Here is a 23165-nt window from a genome sequence, read left to right as displayed (position 1 = left end):
GAAAATATTTACAATTATTCTTTCTTCTCTCCTTCCTCTTTCTTCTCTCCTTCCTCTTTCTTCTCTCCTTCCTCTTTCTTCACATCATTACGCTCAGCAAGAAATTTATTTGTAAATTCACCACCTACTTCCGGTTTTCTAGCTTTATAATTTTGATCAATTATCTTGTCTTTGAAAACTCTAGCCGGAGCCATTGCAGCCTTTTTAATCGGTTTTGTTACTGAATCTATATCCTGCATAACGGCTCCCACAGGATCAGAACGTTCTTGATAATTTCCTGATATTCGTGCCGGTGTAACATTTGTAAGCATTCCAACTACTATATTTACAAAAGTTACTAAACTATATGACATCAAGCAATATGAATAAAATAATAAAGCCGTAGTAAATAATACTAAGAAAGTATTAGCATTGTTCGTTAGAATATTCGAGCTACTAATTTCTGGAACATCCGGTACATAGAAAGGTATTCCGGGTAAGAACGGTAATGTAAAAGAGAAATGAATCGGAATACCAAGATTTGTTAAATCAAGCCCTATTTTTATTGGTATAAGAGTATCCCAACAGGCTCTAACTACCACTTTTAAAAGCTGCTCAGATAAAACCTGATCTATCAATAAAAAGAAAATCAATAATATTGTCGGCTGCACTACATAGCTAAGCAATGTCGATATCCAATTATCAAATAAACTTTTAGTTTTTTCAAATAACATTAATATTATAAAAAACGGTGCCAATGAAATCATAACAGTTACTCCTATGAATGCAATAACATAACCTATTATAACTTCTAAAATAGCTCTAAAATAAGTAATAAGTGAATAAATGGTTATAATAGCGATAAATGCTAAACCATTATGTATTTGTAATAATTCAATAAATAGTAATCCCCAAATCCTACCGTTAGTATATTTATCAAATATAGGATCAATAAAACCAAAAATATTAGATCTAGAGCTTGTAGCACCTACTACGTTAGTTACAAAGAAATCAATACCGTCAGTAAATGCACTAAAGAAGTATGTATTAAAGAAGCTCCAACTTTCTTCTCTAATTAAAAAAGCTACTATAGCTATTTTGCATATACGTGTTATTACTTCTACGGCAGTTAATTTTAATGCTCCTGTAACGAACATTAGCCCAAATATAGTAACATAAAGGGTTAATGCAGTTTTAGCTAAATTCTGCACTGCAGAATTTTTAACTAACTTAATATAAAAGTTTTGACTAAAAGTTCTAAACTGATCGGTAATAGGTTTAATAGCACCGTTATATATTATATCAGAAAACCAAGTTGTACCGGTATAATTAGCATAATTTACACTAACTACCCCTTGTATATTACTATTAGGATTTACCACCCTTAACCATAAATATCCATCTTGCGGGGCATCAGTCGCAAAGTTATAATCTACCGGCGTACCACGAACAGATGGATCAGGTAATGTACCATCAGACGTTATTAAATATTCTAACTTTATATTTTGTTGATCATCAGGATTAATTGAATTTGCCCCATTACCTATTTCAACAATCATCGAATAACAACCAAAATATAAAAAATTAGCTGACCAATCATTCTTATTTATATAATCTACAAAACTAGCATAATTTGAAAAATTTCGGCTCCAATCACTCATTAAAACTGAATTACTAAACATGTTACTAACTTGCCAATCGCTAGTAAAATCCATAGTACCACCGCTAGTGGCTTGATAATATATAAAGCTACTTTGAGTACTGCCTGAATTTACAAAACTCTGATCTCGTCCCTTAATAACCTGCCCGCCTACTTTAATTATCATCCCTCTACCTTGATCGTAATAGCAAGCAGGGCTAGTATTTATACCGGCATTAGCAGGACAAGCCTTAATTAAGCCCATGAAATACTGTACCGCTCCCGTTATCATAGGCTTACCGACTATTACTCCATTATCGGTATTTTTATACTTTGTAGCAGTACCCGTGCCGCTACATACACTTTTTCTTTCCTCATCTATCATATTACACACCTGCTCTGCAGAAGAGTAAATTATTCTATTATCAAAATCTCCAAGGTTACTTTGAGTATAAAGTGCAGAAGCAGCGAATATCGAGCTATCAAGTTCCTGTGTTAAAATATTATCTACGGTATTAGGAAGTTTTAGAGTATTAGGGCTAAAAAAATTATCTTTACCAACTAAACTAATATTTACTACATCGCCGGCCTTAACTTCAATTCTCGAATTACCGTTAGAATAGTTAAAATATTTAACAAAATCAGACATTTTAGTAAATGAAAGTGCATCAAGGTCTTTATCAGGCGGTATAGTCCCCGGTGTTTCACTGTTATTGTCCGTAACAAAACGAGGAAATCCTAAAGCTTCAAATTGTAATTTAGAATAATTATAAGTTTTAATGAAAACTTGCGGCATACTAAACCTTGGATCAATTCTATATAATACTAGATATTTTCTAGGTTCAGGAGTAATACCTGAAGTAGACCAATTTATTTTTAACAATTTACCTTTCTGAACAGTATTACCTGTTGATTGCCAAATTCCGGCTGTAGATAAACTAATTCCTATATTACCCTCTTGAAAACTTGTAAATTCAGGCACTTCTAAACAACCGAATAAGCTTTTTAACCCGCCAAAACTGGTTGACATCCATGAAAAAGCATCATCGGCTTTAGCTGGCATCGCCATAAACAAAACTAATAAAACTAAACTCTTAAGAATTTTCATAATTTTAAATTGTTATCCAACACGTCATACCGTGGCTTGTCCATAGTATTAAATAGTAAACCCGTCATTGCGAGCAGTTGTATGGCTGCGCGGCAATCTCATGAAATAACTCCTGAGATTGCTTTGTCAATTATTTCATAATTTCCTCGCAATGACGATTTTCGATTCACCCTCTATTTCGGTGTTTCAGGTTTAGGTGGTTCTTCATTTGTCTTCTCGCCCCCTTCTTTTGGCGTATTTTTCCTATTTTTCTCAGCCTGATCTAATGTCTTATTGCGTTGTTTTAATCGTGCTTCCGCTCTGCCGGTAATACCTTGTCTTGTTTTATCATCCATTCCTATTGAACTTAATGCTTTTTGTCCTGCATCATGAGACATTTTACCACCAATTTCAGTAGCCGAAGGCCCAACAGCACTAGTTAATTTTACTACCATACGTCCTGAAAATTCGATATAACCGTACATACCGTAAGCAATAATAACTAGAGCTACGATATTTTGCATATTTACTCCCATCATACCCGACATATAATCCATTCCCCAAGGGGCAAACCAATTAATACAGAAGATAGGTACATTCAGCAAGGCAATAGGTAAAATAGTACCGATAAACGGAATTTTTATCGGTAAAGCACATTTCCAACACACGCTATAACCTAAAACAAAATCTAGATAAATGGTAAATAGTTGTGTTAGCACTATAATACCTGCCATCATAACTACCGGTTCTATCATATAGCGGATCGTAAACCTCACCCAATTATCAAATAAATACCTAGTAAAATCAAATAATAAGAAACTAATAAATAAAGGGGCTATACCGATTAATATACAAGTTGCCATAAATGCCATAATATAAACGGCAACAGCTCTAAGCGCCGTAATAATTACTATACCAACCGCAATAAAAGTAATTATAAAATATATAATACCGCTAAGCCCAAGAGAAAGAAGTGCAAGTAATTGAGCGATAAAGGTTTGACTAAAAAATATTTTACTCATTACTGCATCTAAAAACATGAAAGGATTAGAAATAGTATTAGTAGAAGTAAACAAACTATATCCACTCATATTAGCAATAATTGAGTCTGAAAAATTGGTAATTGCATCAAAAAGATAGTTATTGAAAAATTCAAAGGTATTACCGTTCATAAGTCCGCTAACTACCCCGATTTTTGCTATTCTAATTACTAGCTCTTTTTGGTTTATCTTAGCAAAACCAAGCAAAAACATTGCTCCGTAAGTCATCACATACAGAATTAAAATTGCTTTAATATAGGTAAAAAAGTTAGTACAGGACGAACTATCATTAGCTTTATAACATACCATATTTTTAAAAATAGAAGTAGCAGCCCCTTGCACTTTAGTTTTAAATAACTGAAGTAACGGATTCATTACTTTAATAGTAAAACTTCCTACTTTTAAGGATGTTGAGAAATGTACTTTATAGCTACCTTCACTATCTTTATAGTCCCTTAAATTATTACCAGGATCATTTAGAATTTTCATCCATATATAACCCGCCTCATTTGCGTTAAAGCTATATTTACCTTCACTATCAACGCTAATTCCTTGAGGTGAATAGGTTTTACCGCTAGTATTCGGGTTTTCCGAAGGCTTTACTATGATGTATTGCACTCGTCCTCGATCATCAAAAGTATCGTTAAAACTATTACCGTTTTCTCTATAGCATTTAGTCTGTTTAATATTTAAAACGTATCCTCCCGTATTCTTACTACTATCTTGTGAGGTAGGCGACCACAGCCTATATTGTAAATAACTTTTTGCAATATTACTGTTAAAAGGTATATTATATATAACTTTATATAAATATTTACCGTCTTTATCTTTATAGTCAGGCAGTTGATCTGTATCTGCAACAAATTTAGCAAATTCTAGCTTAGAAGGCAGAGCTTGACTTACAGAACCCGCATCATTCATTTGATATATTAATCCAGTTGGTCCTTTGCCTCCTTTACCGTCCGCCGTATACCAAAATCTCCGATTCTTTTGAAAATCTCCATCGCTACATATGCCCGAAGTACAATGTACACCTCCAATATAATCTTTATCTTTTGTACTACGATCGCGAACACTATCAGGACATTGATCAACTGGAGGAATATTAGCATTATAAGAACATTGCAGGGCTGAATAGTCGATAAATAATTTACCTGTGTTGTCAGACCACGAAAATGTAAAACTCTCATCATCTAGGTAGTTTTCTGGTGCTGGTCTCGTTATATTAACCCAAGCCATACATTTCGTTGTACATTCTGGTATCTTATTACAAGACGCAATACAGCCCAATGCTCCCCAGTCGCAACCTGGTTGCTCATACCAGTTAGGGCACCTCCATGTGACTTGACAATTCCAATACTTCTCTTTTAACTCGCAAGCATTGACATACTCACCTGAATAAACAGAATATTTTCCACAAATTGGATTATAAGTAGTTTTATTCTCTGAACAATCTTGCGTAACTTCAGCACCTTTAAAAGCATCTTTAACTGTCGCATCCGTATTGGCAAAATTAGGAGATACGGAAACTAAAACTCTATCATTGGCGTATAATTCGGCAATATTACGCCATTCATTATTTTTTGCATCCATTATTAGAGAGACAGGTGGATTATTTGTATCGTTAATACGAGGAATCGGGATCATTTGACCGTTATCGTCTAAATTAGATCCAGCCCCTGTACGTTGTAAATTATCTTTCGGTATATAAGCTAAACACAAACTAACCTGACCGACCACTTGTAAATTCACCGGTTGGCTGTTTTCTACTAGCACCTGAGTATTTAGCCATTCACCGTAACGAGTAGGATCAGGAACAAGCAGAGTCGTGCCGTCGGACAACATCTTAGCAGTGTTTACATAATTAGCATTAGCATTAAGGGTTATAGTACCGGTTATTGAATCCGCTCCTCCTTGACCGTCCGACGCATATCTCATGTAGCAGCCGTCACCGACTTTTACTGCTCCTATCATACCAAGTGCTGCAAAAATAAAGCAAACTAACGTTGCTACTATAGCAAGTACTCCTAAAACTTTTAATAAGTTACCCTGCATATTCTATCATTTACCTCCACCCGAACCGCTTGCTAAATCCCCGCCTTGCTGCTCTCCCTCTTTACGCTTACCTCCAACACCCGGCTTATCTCCTACCAGCGGCTTACCTTGCGAAGCCATAGCAGCATCCTTAAGGAAAGCTGCTCCTTTCTTTACTAAACCAACGATTTTAGTGGGACTTGCCGTTACTGCATCCATATTAGGACCATTAGTTAAATCAGAAGCAAATCGCCCTATAGATTTAGAGAAGTAATAAAAAATAACCGAAAATACTAATACGCATAAAAGTTCTGCTAAAATAGATACAACATCTCTAACAATTGATTTTATTGGAAAAAGTATCAATAAATGCTCTTCCCAACCTTTACCTGCATAATATTCTAACATTTTATATCCAAAACTTTCCTGACATTGATCTGCCCCGCCAACAGGAAGCCTTAACTCAAAAGTACTAAATCTAATATCCCCTTTTTCATAATCATATCTAAGGAATTCACAATTTTTAAATATTGCGGAATCATACATAGTTATTAATAAAGCTATAAAACCTGCTACTACTGCCGGCTGCAATGCACATGAAATACATACTTTTAGCCACCCGTCAAAATAAGCTTTTGTACGAGTAAATAGAGCCATAGGAATGAATATAGGAGAAATATATGTCATAACGTAAATAGTAATCATGCAAACTAAATAATGCGTAATAAAATATAAAAGTATAGATAAAAATATTACAGAAAATACTAAACCTGCTGCAAGTATAATAAGATTTCCGGCCATAAAGAATCCAAACATAACGGTAAAAAATCTAAGTGCTCCTGCTTTACTTAAATCCTTCGGTCTGTCATTTTTGCCTTCAGGATCAAAATTAGGTATAGGTGTATTATTACCACGGGGACCATTGCCGACCACATTCCCTAACACTCCATTCTTATCTATATTATAAAGTAAATCCAAGCCAAGATAATAACCTATACGGCAATCAATCGCGTCCCATAAACCGTAAAATTTATAACCGTCCTTATACTTTGAATTATCAAATTGACATAATCCTCTAGAACCTGCTGCATTAAAGATCATCTGTGCAAAGTCCGGTGCTGCTCCTGTCAAAAGAGGTAATCCATATTTTAACATACCGTTTTCTTTTGTCGGCTGACCGCCGCTAAAATCTAAAGGTCCAAGACCGATAGAAAAATAAGCAACAAATAAGAATTTTATTACAAAAAGAGCTATTTTTTCAGTACTTGCATATTCTGTATTTAGAGCCATATTAAAGGCAAAAAACATAGTATAAAGAATTAATGCCGCACCTATAATTCTCTTTAAATAACCTTGAAACGTAGAAAAAGCAGCAAGATTAGTTATTCTAGAATTTTGATCTTGAGCACTACAACTCTTTCCAGCAAAAAATATTTTATTAAGCGTTTCACTCAAACACTGAACTGCAAGACCGGAAAAATTAATTAACGATTGACTATAATTTGCTCCCGTATAGCAACTTTTTCCTATATTACAATTCTCATCCTCAGGAGAAGGTGGAGTCGGTGTAGCACTCAAAGATTTACATGCTACCGGCATCGGTCCCCTTGACGTAGGCATAACTAAACATAGATCATTATTCCATTTTTTAACCGTTAAAACGATATTCTTTAATACAGGATTTGCTCCAAGATCAGGATTATTATCGGTACTTAAATCACTAATCTTTTTAGAGTCACCTTCATTTAAAGTATACATGGTGCAAGGGCTACTACTACCTTCTACATTTTTAAAACAAAACGTTATACTAGACGCAACTGAGTTACAATTACCTCTCGGATCTTTCATATCAATATTACGAATTATATAGCCATATGCCGTATCCGTTTCTAAATACCCATCTGAAGTAGTCGGTAAACTAGAACATGATTCTCCAAAGCCGGCAAAGCTAGCTAAGCTTACAGACGCTATACAAACTATAATAAATATCTTTAAGGTTTTAAGAGTTTTCATTAGAACTATTATCTTTTTTTTCTGTTACTACGCCGCTTTTTACTAACTCATCCCATGCCTTTTCAGCATTTGCACGTCGTTCTGATATTTCTCCTCCTTCTTGTTCTCTTACTCTTCCTCCTCCGCTTGCTACTAGTTCATTCCATGCTTTTTCTACTTTTACACGTTTATCTCGAATCTCTGCATTTTCCCGTATCTGTTTTACGCCTGTCGGATTATCATGTTCCTTTAAGTTAAAACTATAATCAATTACTCCTGTACCTTTACTTGTGCTGTCAACTTTTTCTTGTGGAGCTGCATTATCAACTTTTTCCTGTGAAGGCGGAGTATTATCAATCTCTTTTTTACTTTCTTGATTATTATCTCTTATAATTTTTCCAACACGTGGTGCAGGTGTAGAAATAGAAGTTCTAATACTAGCAGGCGGTGGTGAAACAGCTTCTGTAGGAGCAGGAGGAGTAACAACATCTGATCTTGCTTCACTACTTACAGTTTTTGGGCTAGAAGTTGCTACAGAAGACGAAGCTGTCGGCGTTGTTACCGCAGGTGCCGACGTACCTCCGCTTGTAGCAATATTATCATTTGGTAGTCCGCCTTTCCCTACCTCTAAATCACTTGCTCCTGTACCTTTACTTGTGCTGTCAACTTTTTCTTGTGGAGCTGCATTATCAACTTTTTCCTGTGAAGGCGGAGTATTATCAATCTCTTTTTTACTTTCTTGATTATTATCTCTTATGATTTTTCCAACACGTGGTGCAGGTGTAGAAATAGAAGTTCTAATACTAGCAGGCGGTGGTGAAACAGCTTCTGTAGGAGCAGGAGGAGTAACAACATCTGATCTTGCTTCACTACTTACAGTTTTTGGGCTAGAAGTTGCTACAGAAGACGAAGCTGTCGGCGTTGTTACCGCAGGTGCCGACGTACCTCCGCTTGCAGCAATATTATCATTTGGTAGTCCGCCTTTCCCTACCTCTAAATCACTTGCTCCTCCACCTTGACCAGCTTTTAAATCACCAACTCCTCCTCTACTTGCTATCTGATCGCCCCCCTTAGTTGCAGCACCCGCAGTAGCAAGTACTGCCATAGCTGCCTTAAATATTGCTTGCGGTTTTATAGCAACATTATTAAGAGCTACTCCTTCCGTCATATCTGCAGCAAATTCAGCTAGCTGACTACTAAAATTATACATCAAATACAATGTAAAACATGCCATAACTAACGCAAGCAAAATATTTTTAATTTTCTCAAAAAGCACTTTTGGAGACATGAAAAACATTCCGGGCCCTAAAACTACTCCTGATAAAAACTGGAATTTAGCAAGAAATTTATCGGTAGGGGTATTACCCGGTTTACTATCGACAATTTCACTTACACTATCTTTTGTAAAGTTAAATACCGTGGTAATAGGGTTATTTAACATATAACCTAAACTATTTTGACAGCTTTCTACGGCATCTTTATCAGGATACTGTGACGTATCATCCCAATCATTATTAATGTAAAATATTAAAACATCCCTCTTAGAAGTAATGCCACCTTGAATTTTATCTTCTATACTATTGTGAATTAACTTGCTCTTATATTGACATTTACCGTAGAAACCATAATCATATACCGAAAACATCGTGATCATAAAAGTAACTACCACCATAGGTTGTAGCAAGAACGAGATCATTAGTTTAACCCAGCTCTCAAAATAATTTCTTGTATATGCGAATAAAAACATAGGTACAAAAAGAGGAGCCAAAATACCGAGTATTACTATAGATATCATACACATAATCGTTGCATTAACCATAAAGGCAGCAACCGAAATCACAAGTAACGGATAAGAAAGAGCGAGTGACACCAACATCATATTACCGGAGATTATTGCCGGAATTAGCAAATAAATATATGGTGGAGCACTAAAACTAAAGAAATCAAAATTTAAAAAATCATGACTGCGATAAGCATTTTCGACAAGTAACGTAGATAATATATCAAGCCCTAAATAATGAGCTACCCTACAATCTAATGCATCCCATAATGCAATATAAGAAACGGTACCGTCATAAGAAAGATTGTTAAATTTACATAAACCGGACGGAGCAGCATTCATAACCCAACTTGCTAAACCGTTTATACCGTCAAGTAAGAAAGGAAACGCCCACTGAATCATGCCGTCTAACCGGTCATACGGAGAACCATTACCAGGGGTTATATTAATTCCTATTGAAAAATAAGTTACGAATATCATTTTCAATATAAAATTTATATACTCACTTTTTGGCGGCACTTCACCTGCAAGTAATAGTTTAAAGCCAAAAAACATAACATATAAAGTTAGAAAAGCCGTAACTATTTTATACATTCCTACTTGAAACTGAAAGAATGCACTATCTTGCCTTGAAACCAAATTAACCACTTGGCTTACATTATCAAAACTACAAACATCTTTACTAATTAGTAATCTAGCAATCATTTGCCTCATACATTCTATAAGAGGAGAAGTCATGACTACTGCAGTTTTTGAAGCATTATAAGCTTTTTGATAACATCCATCACCCGCTGCACTACAGGAAACTAAAGCTAAAGGATCGGTAGGAGTTTTATTTGGATCCTCAATAAAATCCTTATCTGCTACATCCATAAAGCTATTATACATGGATTTTGGAAACGGCTCTTTCATATATTTACAGCCAACGGGAACGTCTCCTGTAAATCCTTTTGTCGATACGCATATTCTATCTTTATCTTGAATAACTTTCCAATATATTACAGGAAAGCCTAAATCAAATGCAAAACCGTCATCACCGGGCTTACCACTATATGGAACATGATATTCCTTTTTTTTATTTGCCCACGCTGTCTTTATATCATCCCAAGGGTCGCTCCCTGTTAAGACGGCTTTAGCAATAGCAAGTGCCGATTCTGCAACAGATTTTGCCCGAGATACAATTAATTTAGCATTATTACATAAAGCAAAGCGTAATTCTGGATTTTTAGGATCAATTCTGTTTTCACGAGTACATTGACCTCCGGGAAAATTCCCAAAGTTACTATCGTTAAATAAATCACTGTCGTTTATTTTAAGCTTTAAAAACGTATTCATGTATAAAACGGGAGAGACAAGATTCATTACCGCAAAAGTAAAGAACGGAGCAACAATACATGTATGAGAAAATTCAGTACGCAGCAAATCGCCTACGCCTTGGGTTTCGCAAGTTAAGCCACTCAAAATATCTACAATGCTATCAAGAGTATCTTTAGCATGAGTTTTAGTAACTATCCCTAAATTTAGGGCAAAGCTTAATACTAATGTTATAAGTATACTACGAGGAAATAATTTCATAACTAGTTACTTGCCTCACATTGTAAAAATGTCATCCCGTGGCTTGTCCACGGGATCTCAGAATACAGTCTGTGAGACAAGATCCCGCGGTCAAGCCGTGGGATGACAGACAGGCATTTATAATGTTTTAACTGCTGCATAAAATATAGGTAACCATTTATCCGGATCATTGCCGTGTTTCTCTCTAATTTGATCGAGCAATATTACAGTCTCAACTCTACCGGATAAAACACTGATTATGTTATCCATACCATCTAAGCTAACTTTTGCCACTACGGCATCTATTCCTTGTTTTATTAAAAAATAACGTGTAGTAGGGTCGGTAGTTTTAATTAAAATATATTCTCGTTGACTTAACATAAATGCACTACGATAAATATCCGTAGCTTTCAAATTAGGTAAAAAAATCTGCGTAGCTGTTTGTTGAATCAACGTATCACTAATTCTACTTTTTGCAGCATCTTCGACACTCTGCGTAGCAAATATAACAAAAGTATTTAATTTTCTCAACACTTTTAACCAATCTTTGATCTTAGGTGCAAATACCGGATTATCGATTAAAGCCCATGCTTCATCAAGTACTATCATAGTTTTCTGCCCATCTAAAGAGATATTAATACGATGGAAAATATATAGTAATACCGGTGCAAGACTTACAGGATCTTTAAGTAATTCAGTCATATCAAAACCGAATACTCTTGCTTTTTGTAAATCAATATCATCTATTTCATTGTCAAATATCTTAGCGTGTGAACCTTTACCAACCCACATTGCAATCCTACTTGCCAAACTATTTGGTGTATCAATACCAAGAAATGCTATAACATTACTAAGCATTCTATCTTGTTTTGCTAATCTAAAATTACCGCTTACCGCTTGAGATAAGATTTTATTATCTTGTGCAGTTAAACTTTCACCGTTAGAAGTTACAAGCACACGAAGCCACTCTAAAATAAACGTTCTATTCTCACTAGTATCTTCAAGCTGTAAAGGGTTAAAGTTGCATTTTAAACCCGGATCAATTACTGTATAAACTCCGTTTAAAGCACGTATAAATATTTCTGCTCCTCGATCTTTATCAAAAAAGAACATACGAGGTTTGAATTTTTGTGCTTCAGCACATAAGAAATTCATAAGAACTGTTTTACCGGCACCGGTTGGACCGATAATGAGAGTATGTCCAACATCCCTTACATGGAAATTAAAATAAAACGGTGTACCTGAAGTAGTATCAAGTACTGTGACATATTCTCCCCAATGGTTATCTCTAATTTTACCGAGCGGATAATTATGTTGTGAGGCAAAGCTAGCCATATTAAGAGTATTTATAGTGGATTTACGCACTATATAATCCATATTTCCCGGCAACTGTCCCCAATAGCTAGGTTCCATGTTAACTTTTTCTCTAACCGGCTGAATTCCTGAATTAGAAAGCTCAACTGCTGCCATTGACAATATATCTTCCAAAGCTTTAATATTATTTGCGGAACATAAAAGCGATAAATGATGCTCACCGAAAGCGATATCACCGCTGGTGGCCATATCAAGGGCCGTATTAATTTCAGCAATTTGTGAAGTAGCTTTATCACCGGATTGTATCATTCTATTTTGCTGTAATTGCATTTTACCGATCGCTACTGTTCTATTAACAAAGACAAAGCTTTGCGTCATAACAAATTCAAAAGGCATTTGCAGGAATCCGTCAAAAATTCCTGCCGAAGTATTAGGACCGTATTCAAGTATACTGATCATTCCAGCATATTTCTTGCCAAGCGGACTTCTTGCTTCAATAGTACGAGAATCAAAAAATAAGCGATGAGTCGGTAAATACTCGTCAATAGTACCACGCGGTAATGCTATAGGCCCCGGTGAATCGCCGCAATTGATTAAAGATGAAAGGAATTCTAAAATTTCACAATAACTACCTGACTGCGTTTGACGAACTCCAAGTAATCTTGCTCCGTAACTTCTGAATGTATTAATCACTCTAGTTGACATTTCTTGAAGATTTTCTTTCATCTCTTTCATGTCGTTTTCCCAAGCGGTTTTATTAGATTTCTGTCTAAGCTTCTTTAGAAAATACTCAACTATAGCAACACCGCCAGTATCAGGCTTATATAAAATACTAACATATAATTCATTAAAAAACGACCTAGCCCCAGCATGTTTCTTACGCCATTCTGCACCTAAATAAGTAATAAAATCATTAGGGACTTTTACGGTAGGATCATAAGTAAATTCCGTATCGTCAAATATTACTGCTTTACGTCTTCTAATAGTATGGAAATACATAACGATATTTCCCGAAGCCATATTTTTAAGTAAGGCATTTCTGATATTCTTTTTAATGTCTAGATCTTCATCATCAGCAGTTTCAAAAGAAAATCCATTTATTTTAATAACTTGTAATAAAGAATTATCTTTTGTTAAAATAGTATTACTATCCCAATGACATTTATAAGGAATAAAATGCGAAGTGGGTCTTTCTTGTTTAGACCTTAATTCTTTAGCGGCTCTAGTTCTAAATAATTTCATTACCTCACCTGATTTAACTATTTTGATTTATTTTGTCAGTTATACCTCTTTTTATGTCATTCCCGCGTAGGCAGGAATCCAGATTTTTTGTTGTCATCCCGTGGCTACGACCACGGGATCTTGTATCACAGACTGTGTCCTAAGATACCGCGATCAAGGCGCGGTATGACATTAAATGTTACTGGATTCCCGCCTACGCGGGAATGACATAAAACTCAAATATTATACGAATTTGCTCCGTAGTAAAATTTATTAGGACATTGGCTAGTTCTTGACATTTTATTTAAATATAGCTCTATGAATCTCGGTTCTTTAAAACATATAATATAAGCTACTAAATGCAAAGCAGCTGCAATGAATAAAATCATAATGCCGTTATTCCAAATAAATACTATCATCGTCATTATCATATTTAATGCAGCAAACTTAATACTTACTCCAAATATCATCGGCGGTCTAGTTAACCCTACAAATAAAAGATCGGATGCTAATGCTCCTGCCATAAAAAACCTCTATTAATTTATATTAATATCAAACATAGTTGACAATATTGAATTCGGTGCTTCACTATTCACAAAATGTACGTAACCATTATTATTTTCAAGGGCATTAACTGCTATCTTAATTAATGCTTCTTCGATGAAATTATTACTATCATCTAACATTGATTTCAACAAGTTAATATCTCGTATTTTTATATTATACGGAAACGTCTCGGATACCTGTAATATCTCATATGGCAATATTAAATGTTCTGCACTTAATGCAGAAGCAATTGTTGCTAACGTTAAGTTAACATTTAATAAATGCGTTTTCTCCTGATCGTCGCTCGCAAACGGTGCTATCACGGGTATAATATTATTATCTGCAAAATTTAATAAAATTTCTGGATTAATCATAATAGGCTCGCTTAAAAAACCAATATTTATAACATCATGATTTACAATTTTTCGGTAAGATAGTTTTGATTTTTTTGCTTGCAGTAAATTAGCATCCTTACCTGAAATACCAACTGCATAACAACCTATACTACTTAACTTTGTTACTATAAGCTTGTTAACGTAACTGGATAAAATTTCCATAATAATAGGATTATTTAGAGAACTATAGTCGCTTATTTTACTAATTTTTTGACTAAAATTTTCATCTATTTGTGATATTAAAGACGAACTTCGTAAATCAATATGATCATGTACTATATATATTTTAGCACCGCATATCTCAAGCAATCTAACAGATTCAATAAAAGCCGTAAATAATTTATCGTCAATAATAATAGTAGCAGGTAATTTTAGAACTATTGCTTGATTCTTCAACTCACTACTACACTTTATTATATTCTTAATTATAGCAATGTTATTTAATGAAGAAATACTATCTACCTCTTTATTTTTGAGGTTTGATGCATTTTGCCAAACTAGCTTTAAGTTCTCTTGCACCTTCTTTACTCCTATTGCTTACATACATAACATTACATGAGTAGTTTAAAGTTGCAAGAAAATTCTGTGCTTCATCGTGAAGGTTTTTATGATCCGTAACTTTATCGGATTTTGTGAAAATAATTTGAAATTCTCTTTTATTTGCAAGTAATAGATCAGCTACTTTCTTATCATTTTCTTTTATACCCCTTCTTGAATCAATCAATAAGTTAACTAACCTTAAATTATAACTATTTCGTAAATAATAACTAATTAACACTCCCCACTGCTCTTTGACTGATATAGGAACATTAGCAAAACCATAACCGGGAAGGTCAACTATAATAAGTTTATCTGCAAGGTTAAAGAAATTGATTTGCCTAGTACGCCCTGGAGTATTAGAAACTTTGGCAAGATTTTTATTATTACATATCGTGTTTATTAGGCTTGATTTGCCGACATTTGACTTACCGACAAAAGCAATTTCCGGTAATGAAAAATTGGGGATTTGATTTATATTCATAGCACCGGCTACAAATTTAGCTTGATGACGAAAAAGCTTACTGCCATCAGTTGATTTTGTAGGCACTATTTTCTGAGTAGTCATAATTTGCTTTCGTATTGGATGTAAGGCATTGCCTGCGTGAATACCAAGCAACAACACTGAGTTAGGAATGGCATCAGCAGACTTCAATAACGCTATAAGTGAGCTAGCATGACATTAAAAAATATGGTAGCGGGGGCTGGATTTGAACCAACGACCTTCAGGTTATGAGCCTGACGAGCTACCAAGCTGCTCCACCCCGCAATAATTGAGAATTGACGATTTATCTGTGTTATATTTTGTTGTTAGTGTCATTCTTGCGTAAATACCGAGTAGTCGTAGACTGCACGGCAACCCAGAAAAAATAATAAAAAAATTCTATAAATCAAAATTGTTTACTGGATTGCTTCGTCAATTGCTATGCAATTTCCTCGCAATGACGATTTGTTATCCACAAACAAAGCCTAGCTAGCTTCTTTCTTACTACCGAAAGAAAGACCTGAGAATCTTTTATTAAAATCACTAACACTTTTGTTCGATTGATTTACTACATTTCTGGAATCTTTATTCCATGCCGGATGCTTTCTAAAATCAACATCCATTAAAATTTCACCTGTAGGATGAGTAGACATTGTTTCAAAAACATCGCTTCCTACTTTAATCAAAAACTTTTTATATTCTGGATGTATACCGCTTTTCATAATGATTTTGCTGTTTTAGTCTGAATTATTTTTTTCTTAATAGCTCTAGCGTTACTTGATAAAACATTATCATCGGCTTTTAGAATATATGCATCAAAACCCCCGGCTTTTTCCACTGAACTAATACATCTAGCATTAACCGATAATCTATATTCCCCGGCTGTTATATCACTTGTAAACTTAACCGATCTTAGGTTAGGTTCAAAACGTCTTCTAGTTTTACGCTGAGAATGTGATACATTGTTGCCGTATAAAACACCCACACCTGTGAGTTCGCACTTACGAGACATAAGCTAAATACCTTAAAACTTATAAAATATACTTCAAGTAAATGAAGAGTCATATACGAAGATCAACTTCAAAAAGAGCTAAGAGTTCACACGCCGAGAAGCGGAGCTTATACTTAATAAGTGAGCACCGCAGATCTTGTAGAACGACGTAGCCAATTTTGAAGTTCATCCAGTATATACAATAGATAAAGAATATAAAGCAATACTCCCCTAGTGTCAAGAGATAATTATTTTGTAGCTAAGTATTAGCTAATGCTTGATTTTTATTAAATAACAGAGTTGTATATAAAAATATAAATTAATTAAACTATTATAAATCTATGCTTATTAATGGGAAGCCAGTTCAAGGTAATATCACCGGACTAATTAAAAAATTAGGCGAGTTGCCTTCAAGTTTTCCTGAATATATTAGTAATCTTAATCCAAAACCATTAAGTACAAAGGAGCAAATTGATCATAATCAAGCAGCTTTTTGTATAATGAAGGATTAAAATTATATAGATAATCATCTTGTTGCTCTTAAACAACTACAACAAGCTGAACAAATTGCTATAGGTCAAACTGACAGTAATTTTCTTTCCTACTTTCCTATATTAATACTATGATAGGACGTAGCTATCAACAGCTAGGACTGTTTGATAATGCTATTCAACAATTTCAAGATAGCATAGAGAATTCTTTTGAAGCAAAGCAATATTATAATGTCGAAAATTCATACAAAGAATTAGTCACTGCACATCAACCACAAGGAACATTAGCCAAGCTAAAGAATTAATGGCAAGATTAGCTTTAGGAGCTGCTTATAAAACTCAAAACCGTAAAGAAAATTCAATAGCGCAGTATGCATATGCTTACTCATTACAGCAAGGTATAGTTGATTATGAAGCTGTTCGTGTGGAACAGCATAAAGTTGGTTTTTCTGATAAAGAAAAGATAGGCACTGATAACATTCAACAATGCGTTGCTGTAATTTTACATGATCCATTAACTAAAAAAACTGCATTAGCCCATGTTGACAGGTTTACTGATGCTGGTTCTTTAACACATGATGTAATAAGCAACTTTCCTCCTAATACTCAATTAGAAGCTTATTTAGTAGGAGGGCGTGATAGATCTGCAGTATCAATTTCGGTATCCGATGGTAATATTCGTAAAGTAACACAAGAATTAACTAACCACTTTAACGTAAATATAAAATCTGCAGATATAGAAGACAAGGGAGCCCCATTAGGAATTATATTTGATCCAATAACAGGTAACTGTTCCGGATAGAGAGGATAAAACAACCACTGCTAGACAAGTACATTTAAGTATAGGAAGTAATACTCCTGTACTTTATAAAGCTTTTGATTTCACTAAAAATAAAAATATACCTAATCGCTCTTTAAATGAAATCCAACAAAAACATATTATTCAGCAATATTTATTAGGATCTAATCAAAATCCTAATTCTATGGACACATGGCAATCTAATCAAATATCAAGACCACTTACTAAAGTAGCAGAGGAAATTCAAAAAACTAATCCAAAATTAGTAAATAATTTAATAGCTAAAACTGATTATTTATTATCTAACAATTTAAATCCGTTGGAAAGTGTACGTTCAGAAATTAATAAAACATTAGCACTTACTCATTCTACCTACCAACAAGATAGTAATATTAAAAAATCCTGGATACAAAAAAGTGTACAAAAAATAAAAGATTTGTTCATAAATATTTTTAGTAGTAATAAAACAAAAAATGAACCAAAATTAAACTTAACAAGTGATAAGATATTAAAAAAATATAAGTACTAAGACAAAAATAGCTGCATCTAGCTATACTCTTCCCAATAAAAATATTGCTTTACACAAAAATAATCAACAAAGTAAATAAACTATGCAAATTGAAATTAACTCACAAGAATATAAAATTTTTGATATAAATGATGATTTAGTAATTTATACTAAAGATTTAAATGAAGAGATTGCCTGTAGTTTCTTTTCCGTAAAATGAAATAAAATAGCATTAGCTAGAAATATTAATTCACAACAGTTAGAGCAATTAATTACTGACTTTAATCAGAATGAATTGATAGAACAAGATTTAATAAAAGTACGAATAATTGTAGGTAATGATTCGCCTGAATCATCTAAATACTTGGAAGATATTCGTACTACTTTAAATGGTATTGATAATAATACTAATATGATTAATATAATAGGTTTAGATGCATGTAAAAATATACATCCCAATTCTTTTGAATTAGATGGCTATCACGGGGGAGTTAGAGCTTTAGATTAATTGTAGAATATTAAATTGATACTATTAGAAGAGAAAATAGCTGAGATGTGGGGCGTCACTAATAGCAATATTTATCTTTATGGTCCATTTAGTAAAGAAATAAAGATAGGTACGATGTATTTATACGTGAAATAGGCACAAGACAAGCCTAACATAGTACCGATAACGATTATACGGAATTTTGCAGGACTAAAAATTAAAATAACTATTCCAAGAATAATTACTATTTTTATTATATCATCTGTCGTATAAGAGCTAGAATTTATAGCATAAACATTTAGATTTATACCTAGAAATATTATTATACATAATAAGTTCTTAAACATTTTATACCTCTATAGGCCCAGTAGTTAATCCATTTATAAATTGTTTTAAATAAGGATTATCACTATTACGCATTTCATCTTTACTACCGTACCATTTAATTTTTCCTTGATAAATCATAGCTACTTCTTTAGCTATTTTTGCGGCACTAATCATATCATGAGTTATAGTAATCGTAGTTGCCTCTAACTCTTCTTGGATTTTTATAATTAATTCGTTGATAACATTTGCCATGATAGGATCAAGCCCTGTGGTCGGTTCATCAAGAAATAAAATCGACGGTGTACTACAAATAGCCCTAGCAAGTGCTACTCTTTTTTGCATTCCTCCCGATAATTCGGCAGGGTAAAGCTCGAGTATTCTAGGAGATAAACCAACGGCATTAAGCTTTGCACCGGCAAGGTCGTTTTTTTCTTTCTTAGATAATTTTTTAGTCTCGAAAGTAATATTATCACGTATATTTAAGGAGTCAAATAATGCTCCGCCTTGGAATAAAAAACCTATACCATCCATAATCTCAAATTTTTGTTTACTTGAGATATCTTGGATTTCTACATTATCAATAAAAATTTTACCTTTATCAGGTTTAATCAATCCTACTATATTTTTAATTAGAACTGATTTGCCACTACCAGAACCACCTAAAATCACTAATGAACTGCCCTTTTTTACATCCAAATCTATTCCGTCTAACACCTTATGATTAGCAAATGATTTATATAATGACCGAATTTTAATTTTAAATTCTTCTACACTCATGCATACTCCAAATAAACAAAAAAACTGTATACTCGTTTAATTTGGAAAAGAGCTAGGCGTTTTATATTTTTTGACCGCAGCGTACATAAACGTACGTGAGGATCAAAAAATATAAAACAACAAAACCAATTTTTCAAATTAAACGAGTATACCTATACTTTAAAAAATAATTCGGTTATTAAATAATTACTGATTAAGATAAGGATAGAAGAATTCACTACTGCCGAGGTAGTTGCTCTTCCAACTCCCTTAGCCCCTTTACCTGAATAATAGCCGCTATAGCAACTTATTATAGAAATAATAAACCCAAAAACTCCTGCTTTAACAAGACCGGAAATTACGTCAATCGGTTCTAAATACTGAAAAGTACTGGTTAAATAAGCTGCACTATTAAAATCAAGTTTATATACCCCTACCAAATAACCGCCCATAACACCAATTATATCCCCGATTAAAACAAGACAAGGCATTGTAATAATAGCTGTTATTACTCTTGGAAAAACTAAATATTTAATAGGATCGGTAGATAAAGTATATAAAGCATCTATCTGCTCCGTTACTCTCATTGTGGCTATTTCGGCGGCGATTGATGCCCCAACTCTTCCCGCTACCATTAGTCCAGCTAAGACAGGTCCAAGCTCTCTAGTCAGCGACAATACTACTACCGTTGCAATAGAGCTTTCAGCTGAGAAACGGGAAAAACCGATATAGCTCTGTAATGCAAGTACCGCCCCTGAGAAAAAAGTCGTCATCGCAACAACCGGAAGCGAGTGAAACCCGATAAATAATAATTGTCTGATGATTAAACTCAAATATAAAGGCGGTCTTATGATACTGCTAACGGCAGCAAAGCTAAATAGAGAAAAACTACCTACACTTTGTGCAAACTTTACAGTACGTTTACCGACCGAATTAGCTATATTGAATAACATTTGTATTTTTTCTATTTAATTTAAGTACGCTATGTCATTTCTGCGCAAGCAGGAATCCAGTAACCTCTAATGTCATCCCGCGACTTGATCGCGGGATCCAGTCTTTTTTAATTTTTTTCTGGATACCGTGGTCAAACCATGGTATGACACAGATATCTACCCGATATACTTTCTTTTATATCTACTACCAAGGTTAGTTAATACCTCATACCCGATAGTACCTATAATACTCGCTATTTTATCGGGCGTGCAATAATTTCCGATAATTTCCGCTTCCTGCCCTAGAAAAATCTCGGATGGTGGTAGATCGGTAACATCGATATTTATTAAATCCATCGATACTCGCCCTACTATAGGAACGCTACGACTGTTAATAAATACTTCGCCTTGATTGCTAAAATTACGACTAAACCCATCGGCATAACCAAGCGGTAACGTTGCAATGACACTATCACGCTTAGTTGTAAAAGTCATATTATAACCGATATGGCTATCTAGTGTCAAATTCTGTAAGTGAATTATAGGAGCTTTTAAGGTTACGGGATTCTTTGTTAAGGGATTAAGACCATATAAGGCTGCCCCTGGTCTTGCTAAATCAAAATGGTAATCCTGTCCTAAAAATATGCCGCCGGAATTAGCAAGGCTTGCTTTGACGTTTGGGAAATATTGTAAATAAGCTTTAAATCTGTTTAATTGTTCTAGATTATAAGGATTATCTATTTCCTCGGATATAGCTAGATGGCTTATAATATATTGTAAATCTAGCCCTTTTAACAAATCACGATCATTAATGAGCTGCTCTATCTCATCAGAGCTTAAGCCAAGACGATTAATCCCCGTATTGAAATGTAAATAACAAGGCAATAATCGGTTTTTCAAATTACTAAATTTTTGCCAAATTTCTATTTGTTTTAAGTTATTTAGGACAGGTGTTAAATTATATTCTATCAGCTCTAAAGCATCATGTTCAAAAACGCCGTTAAGAACTAAAATATTAACATCTAATCCTAAAGCGTTGCGTAAATTCACTCCTTCTTCACTTGAGGCCACAAAAAAATGCCTACAATTTTCTTCTATTAAAGCTTTAGAAATTTGTACTGCTCCAAGACCGTAACCGTTAGCTTTAACGGCAGCACCGACTAATGAGGTTTTGCAAATATCTTGTAATAAAAGGTAATTATTTTTTATTGTAGATAGATTTATTTCTACAGTACACAAGCTCATAGTATATTTATTAACTCTTTTACGATGATAGACAATACGGGTATTATATGAAATTTTGTAGATAAGTCACTTGTTTCTAGTATCCGTGATAAAAATATTGTCTATTAGACCTCTTGCATAACTTGCTTCTAAAGGTAATTTGTACGTCAATCCAATACTCGCATCCTCACGTACTAAAGTGTACGCTGCGGTGCTGCGTTCCGTGTTTCCTACAAATTCCTCTTTATTAGCTTCGTTCTCCAAGAGGTCTATTATCGAATTTTTAGAACCGGCCGGCAGAAAGCACTGCATGAGTTATAAAAGCACTAACCGATAAAGCCGAATGTTCTTTTAAAAATCTCGCTGCTTTTACGATTGTTTCTCCACTATCTATAATATCATCAATTAATATGCAATTTTTGCCCTCTACACTACTTGTGATTGATATCAATCTCGCAATTATTATTTATATCCCTTTCTTTGTTTATATAAGCTGAATCTATATTTAGTAAATTACTAATTTTTTGAACTCGATTGATACTTCCTTTATCAGGTGTAACTATAACGAAATTGCTATAAGTGCTTAAAAACGGGATATATAAATTTATAGGTTCAAGATTAGAAACAGGAATATTAAAAAATTTCTCTATTTTATCGGAGTGTAAAGCAATAGTAATTACATGGTTTACTCCGAGCTTCTCTAAAAAATCTGCTATTAACTTAGCAGGAATTATATTTTGAGAATTTATATTATCTTGCCTTGCATAACCAAAATAAGGCATTACTAAAATTATTCGATTTGTGCTCCCGCTTTTTTTGCTGCATCTACTAGCAAAAACAACTCAATTAAGCGATCATTAACGGGTTTTGATGTGGATTGTACTATGATTATATCTTCATTATGAAACGATTTTTGAATTTCTACTTTTATTTCGGAATCATTGAAATAGGTAATTTTCGGCTCAATATATTTAATATTTAATGCTATAGCTAAACGCGTTGCAAGTAACTTATTACTACTTACCTGCTAAGATTTTCATGTGAGTGA

23 protein-coding genes and 1 tRNA gene are annotated in these 23165 nt (G+C 34.0%); 5 read left to right on the top strand and 19 right to left on the bottom strand.

The window, feature by feature from the left end; genetic code table 11:
- Positions 1 to 14: 14 nt before the first annotated feature.
- The 11 genes from RSL_RS00770 to rpmB form a co-directional block, all read right to left on the bottom strand.
- Positions 15 to 2726, bottom strand: coding sequence for a TrbL/VirB6 family protein (locus tag RSL_RS00770; RefSeq protein ID WP_014273173.1), 2712 nt, complete (start codon positions 2724 to 2726; stop codon positions 15 to 17).
- A 173-nt stretch (positions 2727 to 2899) separates the two neighbouring features.
- Complete coding sequence (locus RSL_RS00765; RefSeq protein WP_014273172.1) at positions 2900 to 5800, bottom strand: TrbL/VirB6 family protein; 2901 nt, start codon at positions 5798 to 5800, stop codon at positions 2900 to 2902.
- A 6-nt stretch (positions 5801 to 5806) separates the two neighbouring features.
- Positions 5807 to 7792, bottom strand: a complete 1986-nt coding sequence (locus tag RSL_RS00760) for a TrbL/VirB6 family protein (protein ID WP_014273171.1) — start codon at positions 7790 to 7792, stop codon at positions 5807 to 5809.
- Positions 7779 to 11126 carry a TrbL/VirB6 family protein gene (locus RSL_RS00755; RefSeq protein ID WP_014273170.1) on the bottom strand — a complete coding sequence of 1116 codons (3348 nt, stop codon included), beginning with the start codon at positions 11124 to 11126 and terminating at the stop codon, positions 7779 to 7781. Before RSL_RS00755 ends, RSL_RS00760 begins: the two co-directional genes overlap by 14 nt.
- Before the next feature lie 117 nt (positions 11127 to 11243).
- Entirely contained in the window at positions 11244 to 13661 is a 2418-nt protein-coding gene (locus RSL_RS00750; RefSeq protein ID WP_014273169.1) for a VirB4 family type IV secretion/conjugal transfer ATPase, read from the bottom strand.
- Between the two features lie 215 nt (positions 13662 to 13876).
- Complete coding sequence (locus RSL_RS00745) at positions 13877 to 14164, bottom strand: type IV secretion system protein VirB3 (RefSeq protein ID WP_010976817.1); 288 nt, start codon at positions 14162 to 14164, stop codon at positions 13877 to 13879.
- Positions 14165 to 14176: 12 nt separating this feature from the next.
- Positions 14177 to 15100: an amino acid kinase family protein gene (locus tag RSL_RS00740; RefSeq protein WP_014419697.1), complete on the bottom strand. Its 924-nt coding sequence runs from the start codon at positions 15098 to 15100 to the stop codon at positions 14177 to 14179.
- Positions 15048 to 15686 carry a ribosome biogenesis GTP-binding protein YihA/YsxC gene (gene yihA, locus RSL_RS00735; protein ID WP_004996718.1) on the bottom strand — a complete coding sequence of 213 codons (639 nt, stop codon included), beginning with the start codon at positions 15684 to 15686 and terminating at the stop codon, positions 15048 to 15050. Before yihA ends, RSL_RS00740 begins: the two co-directional genes overlap by 53 nt.
- Before the next feature lie 124 nt (positions 15687 to 15810).
- Positions 15811 to 15887 (bottom strand) — tRNA-Met (locus RSL_RS00730).
- A 200-nt stretch (positions 15888 to 16087) separates the two neighbouring features.
- The gene (rpmE, locus tag RSL_RS00725) at positions 16088 to 16324 is read right to left on the bottom strand and encodes a 50S ribosomal protein L31 (RefSeq protein WP_014273167.1); all 237 of its coding nucleotides are present in this window, start codon (positions 16322 to 16324) and stop codon (positions 16088 to 16090) included.
- Complete coding sequence (gene rpmB / locus RSL_RS00720; RefSeq protein ID WP_004996729.1) at positions 16321 to 16614, bottom strand: 50S ribosomal protein L28; 294 nt, start codon at positions 16612 to 16614, stop codon at positions 16321 to 16323. Before rpmB ends, rpmE begins: the two co-directional genes overlap by 4 nt.
- A gap of 320 nt (positions 16615 to 16934) precedes the next feature.
- Here rpmB and RSL_RS09215 point away from each other — a divergent pair, with 320 nt between their 5' ends.
- The 5 genes from RSL_RS09215 (at position 16935) to RSL_RS00705 (ending at position 18899) form a co-directional block, all read left to right on the top strand.
- Positions 16935 to 17105 (top strand): hypothetical protein, encoded by a 171-nt coding sequence (locus RSL_RS09215; RefSeq protein ID WP_014410348.1) that lies wholly within the window; start codon positions 16935 to 16937, stop codon positions 17103 to 17105.
- Between the two features lie 110 nt (positions 17106 to 17215).
- Complete coding sequence (locus tag RSL_RS09210; protein ID WP_016769858.1) at positions 17216 to 17389, top strand: hypothetical protein; 174 nt, start codon at positions 17216 to 17218, stop codon at positions 17387 to 17389.
- The gene (locus RSL_RS00715) at positions 17389 to 17886 is read left to right on the top strand and encodes a hypothetical protein (protein WP_014273166.1); all 498 of its coding nucleotides are present in this window, start codon (positions 17389 to 17391) and stop codon (positions 17884 to 17886) included. Before RSL_RS09210 ends, RSL_RS00715 begins: the two co-directional genes overlap by 1 nt.
- 181 nt (positions 17887 to 18067) lie before the next feature.
- Positions 18068 to 18412 carry a hypothetical protein gene (locus RSL_RS00710; protein WP_014273165.1) on the top strand — a complete coding sequence of 115 codons (345 nt, stop codon included), beginning with the start codon at positions 18068 to 18070 and terminating at the stop codon, positions 18410 to 18412.
- A 274-nt stretch (positions 18413 to 18686) separates the two neighbouring features.
- Positions 18687 to 18899 carry a hypothetical protein gene (locus tag RSL_RS00705; protein WP_014273163.1) on the top strand — a complete coding sequence of 71 codons (213 nt, stop codon included), beginning with the start codon at positions 18687 to 18689 and terminating at the stop codon, positions 18897 to 18899.
- Between the two features lie 77 nt (positions 18900 to 18976).
- On the opposite strand, the gene RSL_RS00700 is transcribed toward RSL_RS00705, so the two are convergent.
- From RSL_RS00700 to RSL_RS10360, 8 genes are all read right to left on the bottom strand, one after another.
- Entirely contained in the window at positions 18977 to 19225 is a 249-nt protein-coding gene (locus RSL_RS00700) for a DUF5510 family protein (protein WP_004996738.1), read from the bottom strand.
- Position 19226: 1 nt separating this feature from the next.
- On the bottom strand, positions 19227 to 19982 hold the full coding sequence (locus RSL_RS00695) for an ABC transporter ATP-binding protein (protein WP_012736620.1): 756 nt from the start codon (positions 19980 to 19982) through the stop codon (positions 19227 to 19229).
- 152 nt (positions 19983 to 20134) lie between these two features.
- Positions 20135 to 20914, bottom strand: coding sequence for an MlaE family ABC transporter permease (locus RSL_RS00690; RefSeq protein WP_004996740.1), 780 nt, complete (start codon positions 20912 to 20914; stop codon positions 20135 to 20137).
- Positions 20915 to 21070: 156 nt separating this feature from the next.
- Positions 21071 to 22138 carry an alanine racemase gene (locus RSL_RS00685; protein ID WP_010976808.1) on the bottom strand — a complete coding sequence of 356 codons (1068 nt, stop codon included), beginning with the start codon at positions 22136 to 22138 and terminating at the stop codon, positions 21071 to 21073.
- A 66-nt stretch (positions 22139 to 22204) separates the two neighbouring features.
- Positions 22205 to 22429 (bottom strand): palindromic element RPE1 domain-containing protein, encoded by a 225-nt coding sequence (locus RSL_RS07060; protein ID WP_014419696.1) that lies wholly within the window; start codon positions 22427 to 22429, stop codon positions 22205 to 22207.
- Positions 22401 to 22568 carry a phosphoribosyltransferase family protein gene (locus RSL_RS00680; RefSeq protein WP_014419695.1) on the bottom strand — a complete coding sequence of 56 codons (168 nt, stop codon included), beginning with the start codon at positions 22566 to 22568 and terminating at the stop codon, positions 22401 to 22403. Before RSL_RS00680 ends, RSL_RS07060 begins: the two co-directional genes overlap by 29 nt.
- Positions 22549 to 22899 carry a ribose-phosphate pyrophosphokinase-like domain-containing protein gene (locus RSL_RS00675; RefSeq protein WP_014419694.1) on the bottom strand — a complete coding sequence of 117 codons (351 nt, stop codon included), beginning with the start codon at positions 22897 to 22899 and terminating at the stop codon, positions 22549 to 22551. Before RSL_RS00675 ends, RSL_RS00680 begins: the two co-directional genes overlap by 20 nt.
- 8 nt (positions 22900 to 22907) lie before the next feature.
- Positions 22908 to 23084: a ribose-phosphate pyrophosphokinase-like domain-containing protein gene (locus RSL_RS10360; protein WP_267878489.1), complete on the bottom strand. Its 177-nt coding sequence runs from the start codon at positions 23082 to 23084 to the stop codon at positions 22908 to 22910.
- Positions 23085 to 23165 lie beyond the last annotated feature (81 nt).

This window comes from Rickettsia slovaca 13-B (assembly GCF_000237845.1).
Taxonomy (GTDB): Bacteria; Pseudomonadota; Alphaproteobacteria; order Rickettsiales; family Rickettsiaceae; genus Rickettsia; species Rickettsia rickettsii.
Note: the sequence above shows the minus strand (reverse complement) of the source record. Positions and strands in the feature narration are given on the sequence as shown.

Excerpts from the sequence above, each read along its gene's own strand:
- RSL_RS09210 (WP_016769858.1), top strand. The coding sequence starts at position 17,216 with ATGATAGGACGTAGCTATCAACAGCTAGGACTGTTTGATAATGCTATT.
- yihA (WP_004996718.1), bottom strand. The coding sequence starts at position 15,686 with ATGACTACTCAGAAAATAGTGCCTACAAAATCAACTGATGGCAGTAAG.
- RSL_RS00675 (WP_014419694.1), bottom strand. The coding sequence starts at position 22,899 with ATGCCTTATTTTGGTTATGCAAGGCAAGATAATATAAATTCTCAAAAT.
- RSL_RS00755 (WP_014273170.1), bottom strand. The coding sequence starts at position 11,126 with ATGAAATTATTTCCTCGTAGTATACTTATAACATTAGTATTAAGCTTT.
- RSL_RS00770 (WP_014273173.1), bottom strand. The coding sequence starts at position 2,726 with ATGAAAATTCTTAAGAGTTTAGTTTTATTAGTTTTGTTTATGGCGATG.
- RSL_RS00760 (WP_014273171.1), bottom strand. The coding sequence starts at position 7,792 with ATGAAAACTCTTAAAACCTTAAAGATATTTATTATAGTTTGTATAGCG.
- RSL_RS09215 (WP_014410348.1), top strand. The coding sequence starts at position 16,935 with ATGCTTATTAATGGGAAGCCAGTTCAAGGTAATATCACCGGACTAATT.
- RSL_RS00710 (WP_014273165.1), top strand. The coding sequence starts at position 18,068 with ATGGACACATGGCAATCTAATCAAATATCAAGACCACTTACTAAAGTA.
- RSL_RS00695 (WP_012736620.1), bottom strand. The coding sequence starts at position 19,982 with ATGAGTGTAGAAGAATTTAAAATTAAAATTCGGTCATTATATAAATCA.
- RSL_RS00765 (WP_014273172.1), bottom strand. The coding sequence starts at position 5,800 with ATGCAGGGTAACTTATTAAAAGTTTTAGGAGTACTTGCTATAGTAGCA.
- RSL_RS07060 (WP_014419696.1), bottom strand. The coding sequence starts at position 22,429 with ATGCAGTGCTTTCTGCCGGCCGGTTCTAAAAATTCGATAATAGACCTC.
- RSL_RS00685 (WP_010976808.1), bottom strand. The coding sequence starts at position 22,138 with ATGAGCTTGTGTACTGTAGAAATAAATCTATCTACAATAAAAAATAAT.
- RSL_RS00715 (WP_014273166.1), top strand. The coding sequence starts at position 17,389 with ATGGCAAGATTAGCTTTAGGAGCTGCTTATAAAACTCAAAACCGTAAA.
- RSL_RS00745 (WP_010976817.1), bottom strand. The coding sequence starts at position 14,164 with ATGGCAGGAGCATTAGCATCCGATCTTTTATTTGTAGGGTTAACTAGA.
- RSL_RS00750 (WP_014273169.1), bottom strand. The coding sequence starts at position 13,661 with ATGAAATTATTTAGAACTAGAGCCGCTAAAGAATTAAGGTCTAAACAA.
- rpmE (WP_014273167.1), bottom strand. The coding sequence starts at position 16,324 with ATGAAAAGCGGTATACATCCAGAATATAAAAAGTTTTTGATTAAAGTA.
- RSL_RS00690 (WP_004996740.1), bottom strand. The coding sequence starts at position 20,914 with ATGTTATTCAATATAGCTAATTCGGTCGGTAAACGTACTGTAAAGTTT.
- RSL_RS00700 (WP_004996738.1), bottom strand. The coding sequence starts at position 19,225 with ATGTTTAAGAACTTATTATGTATAATAATATTTCTAGGTATAAATCTA.
- rpmB (WP_004996729.1), bottom strand. The coding sequence starts at position 16,614 with ATGTCTCGTAAGTGCGAACTCACAGGTGTGGGTGTTTTATACGGCAAC.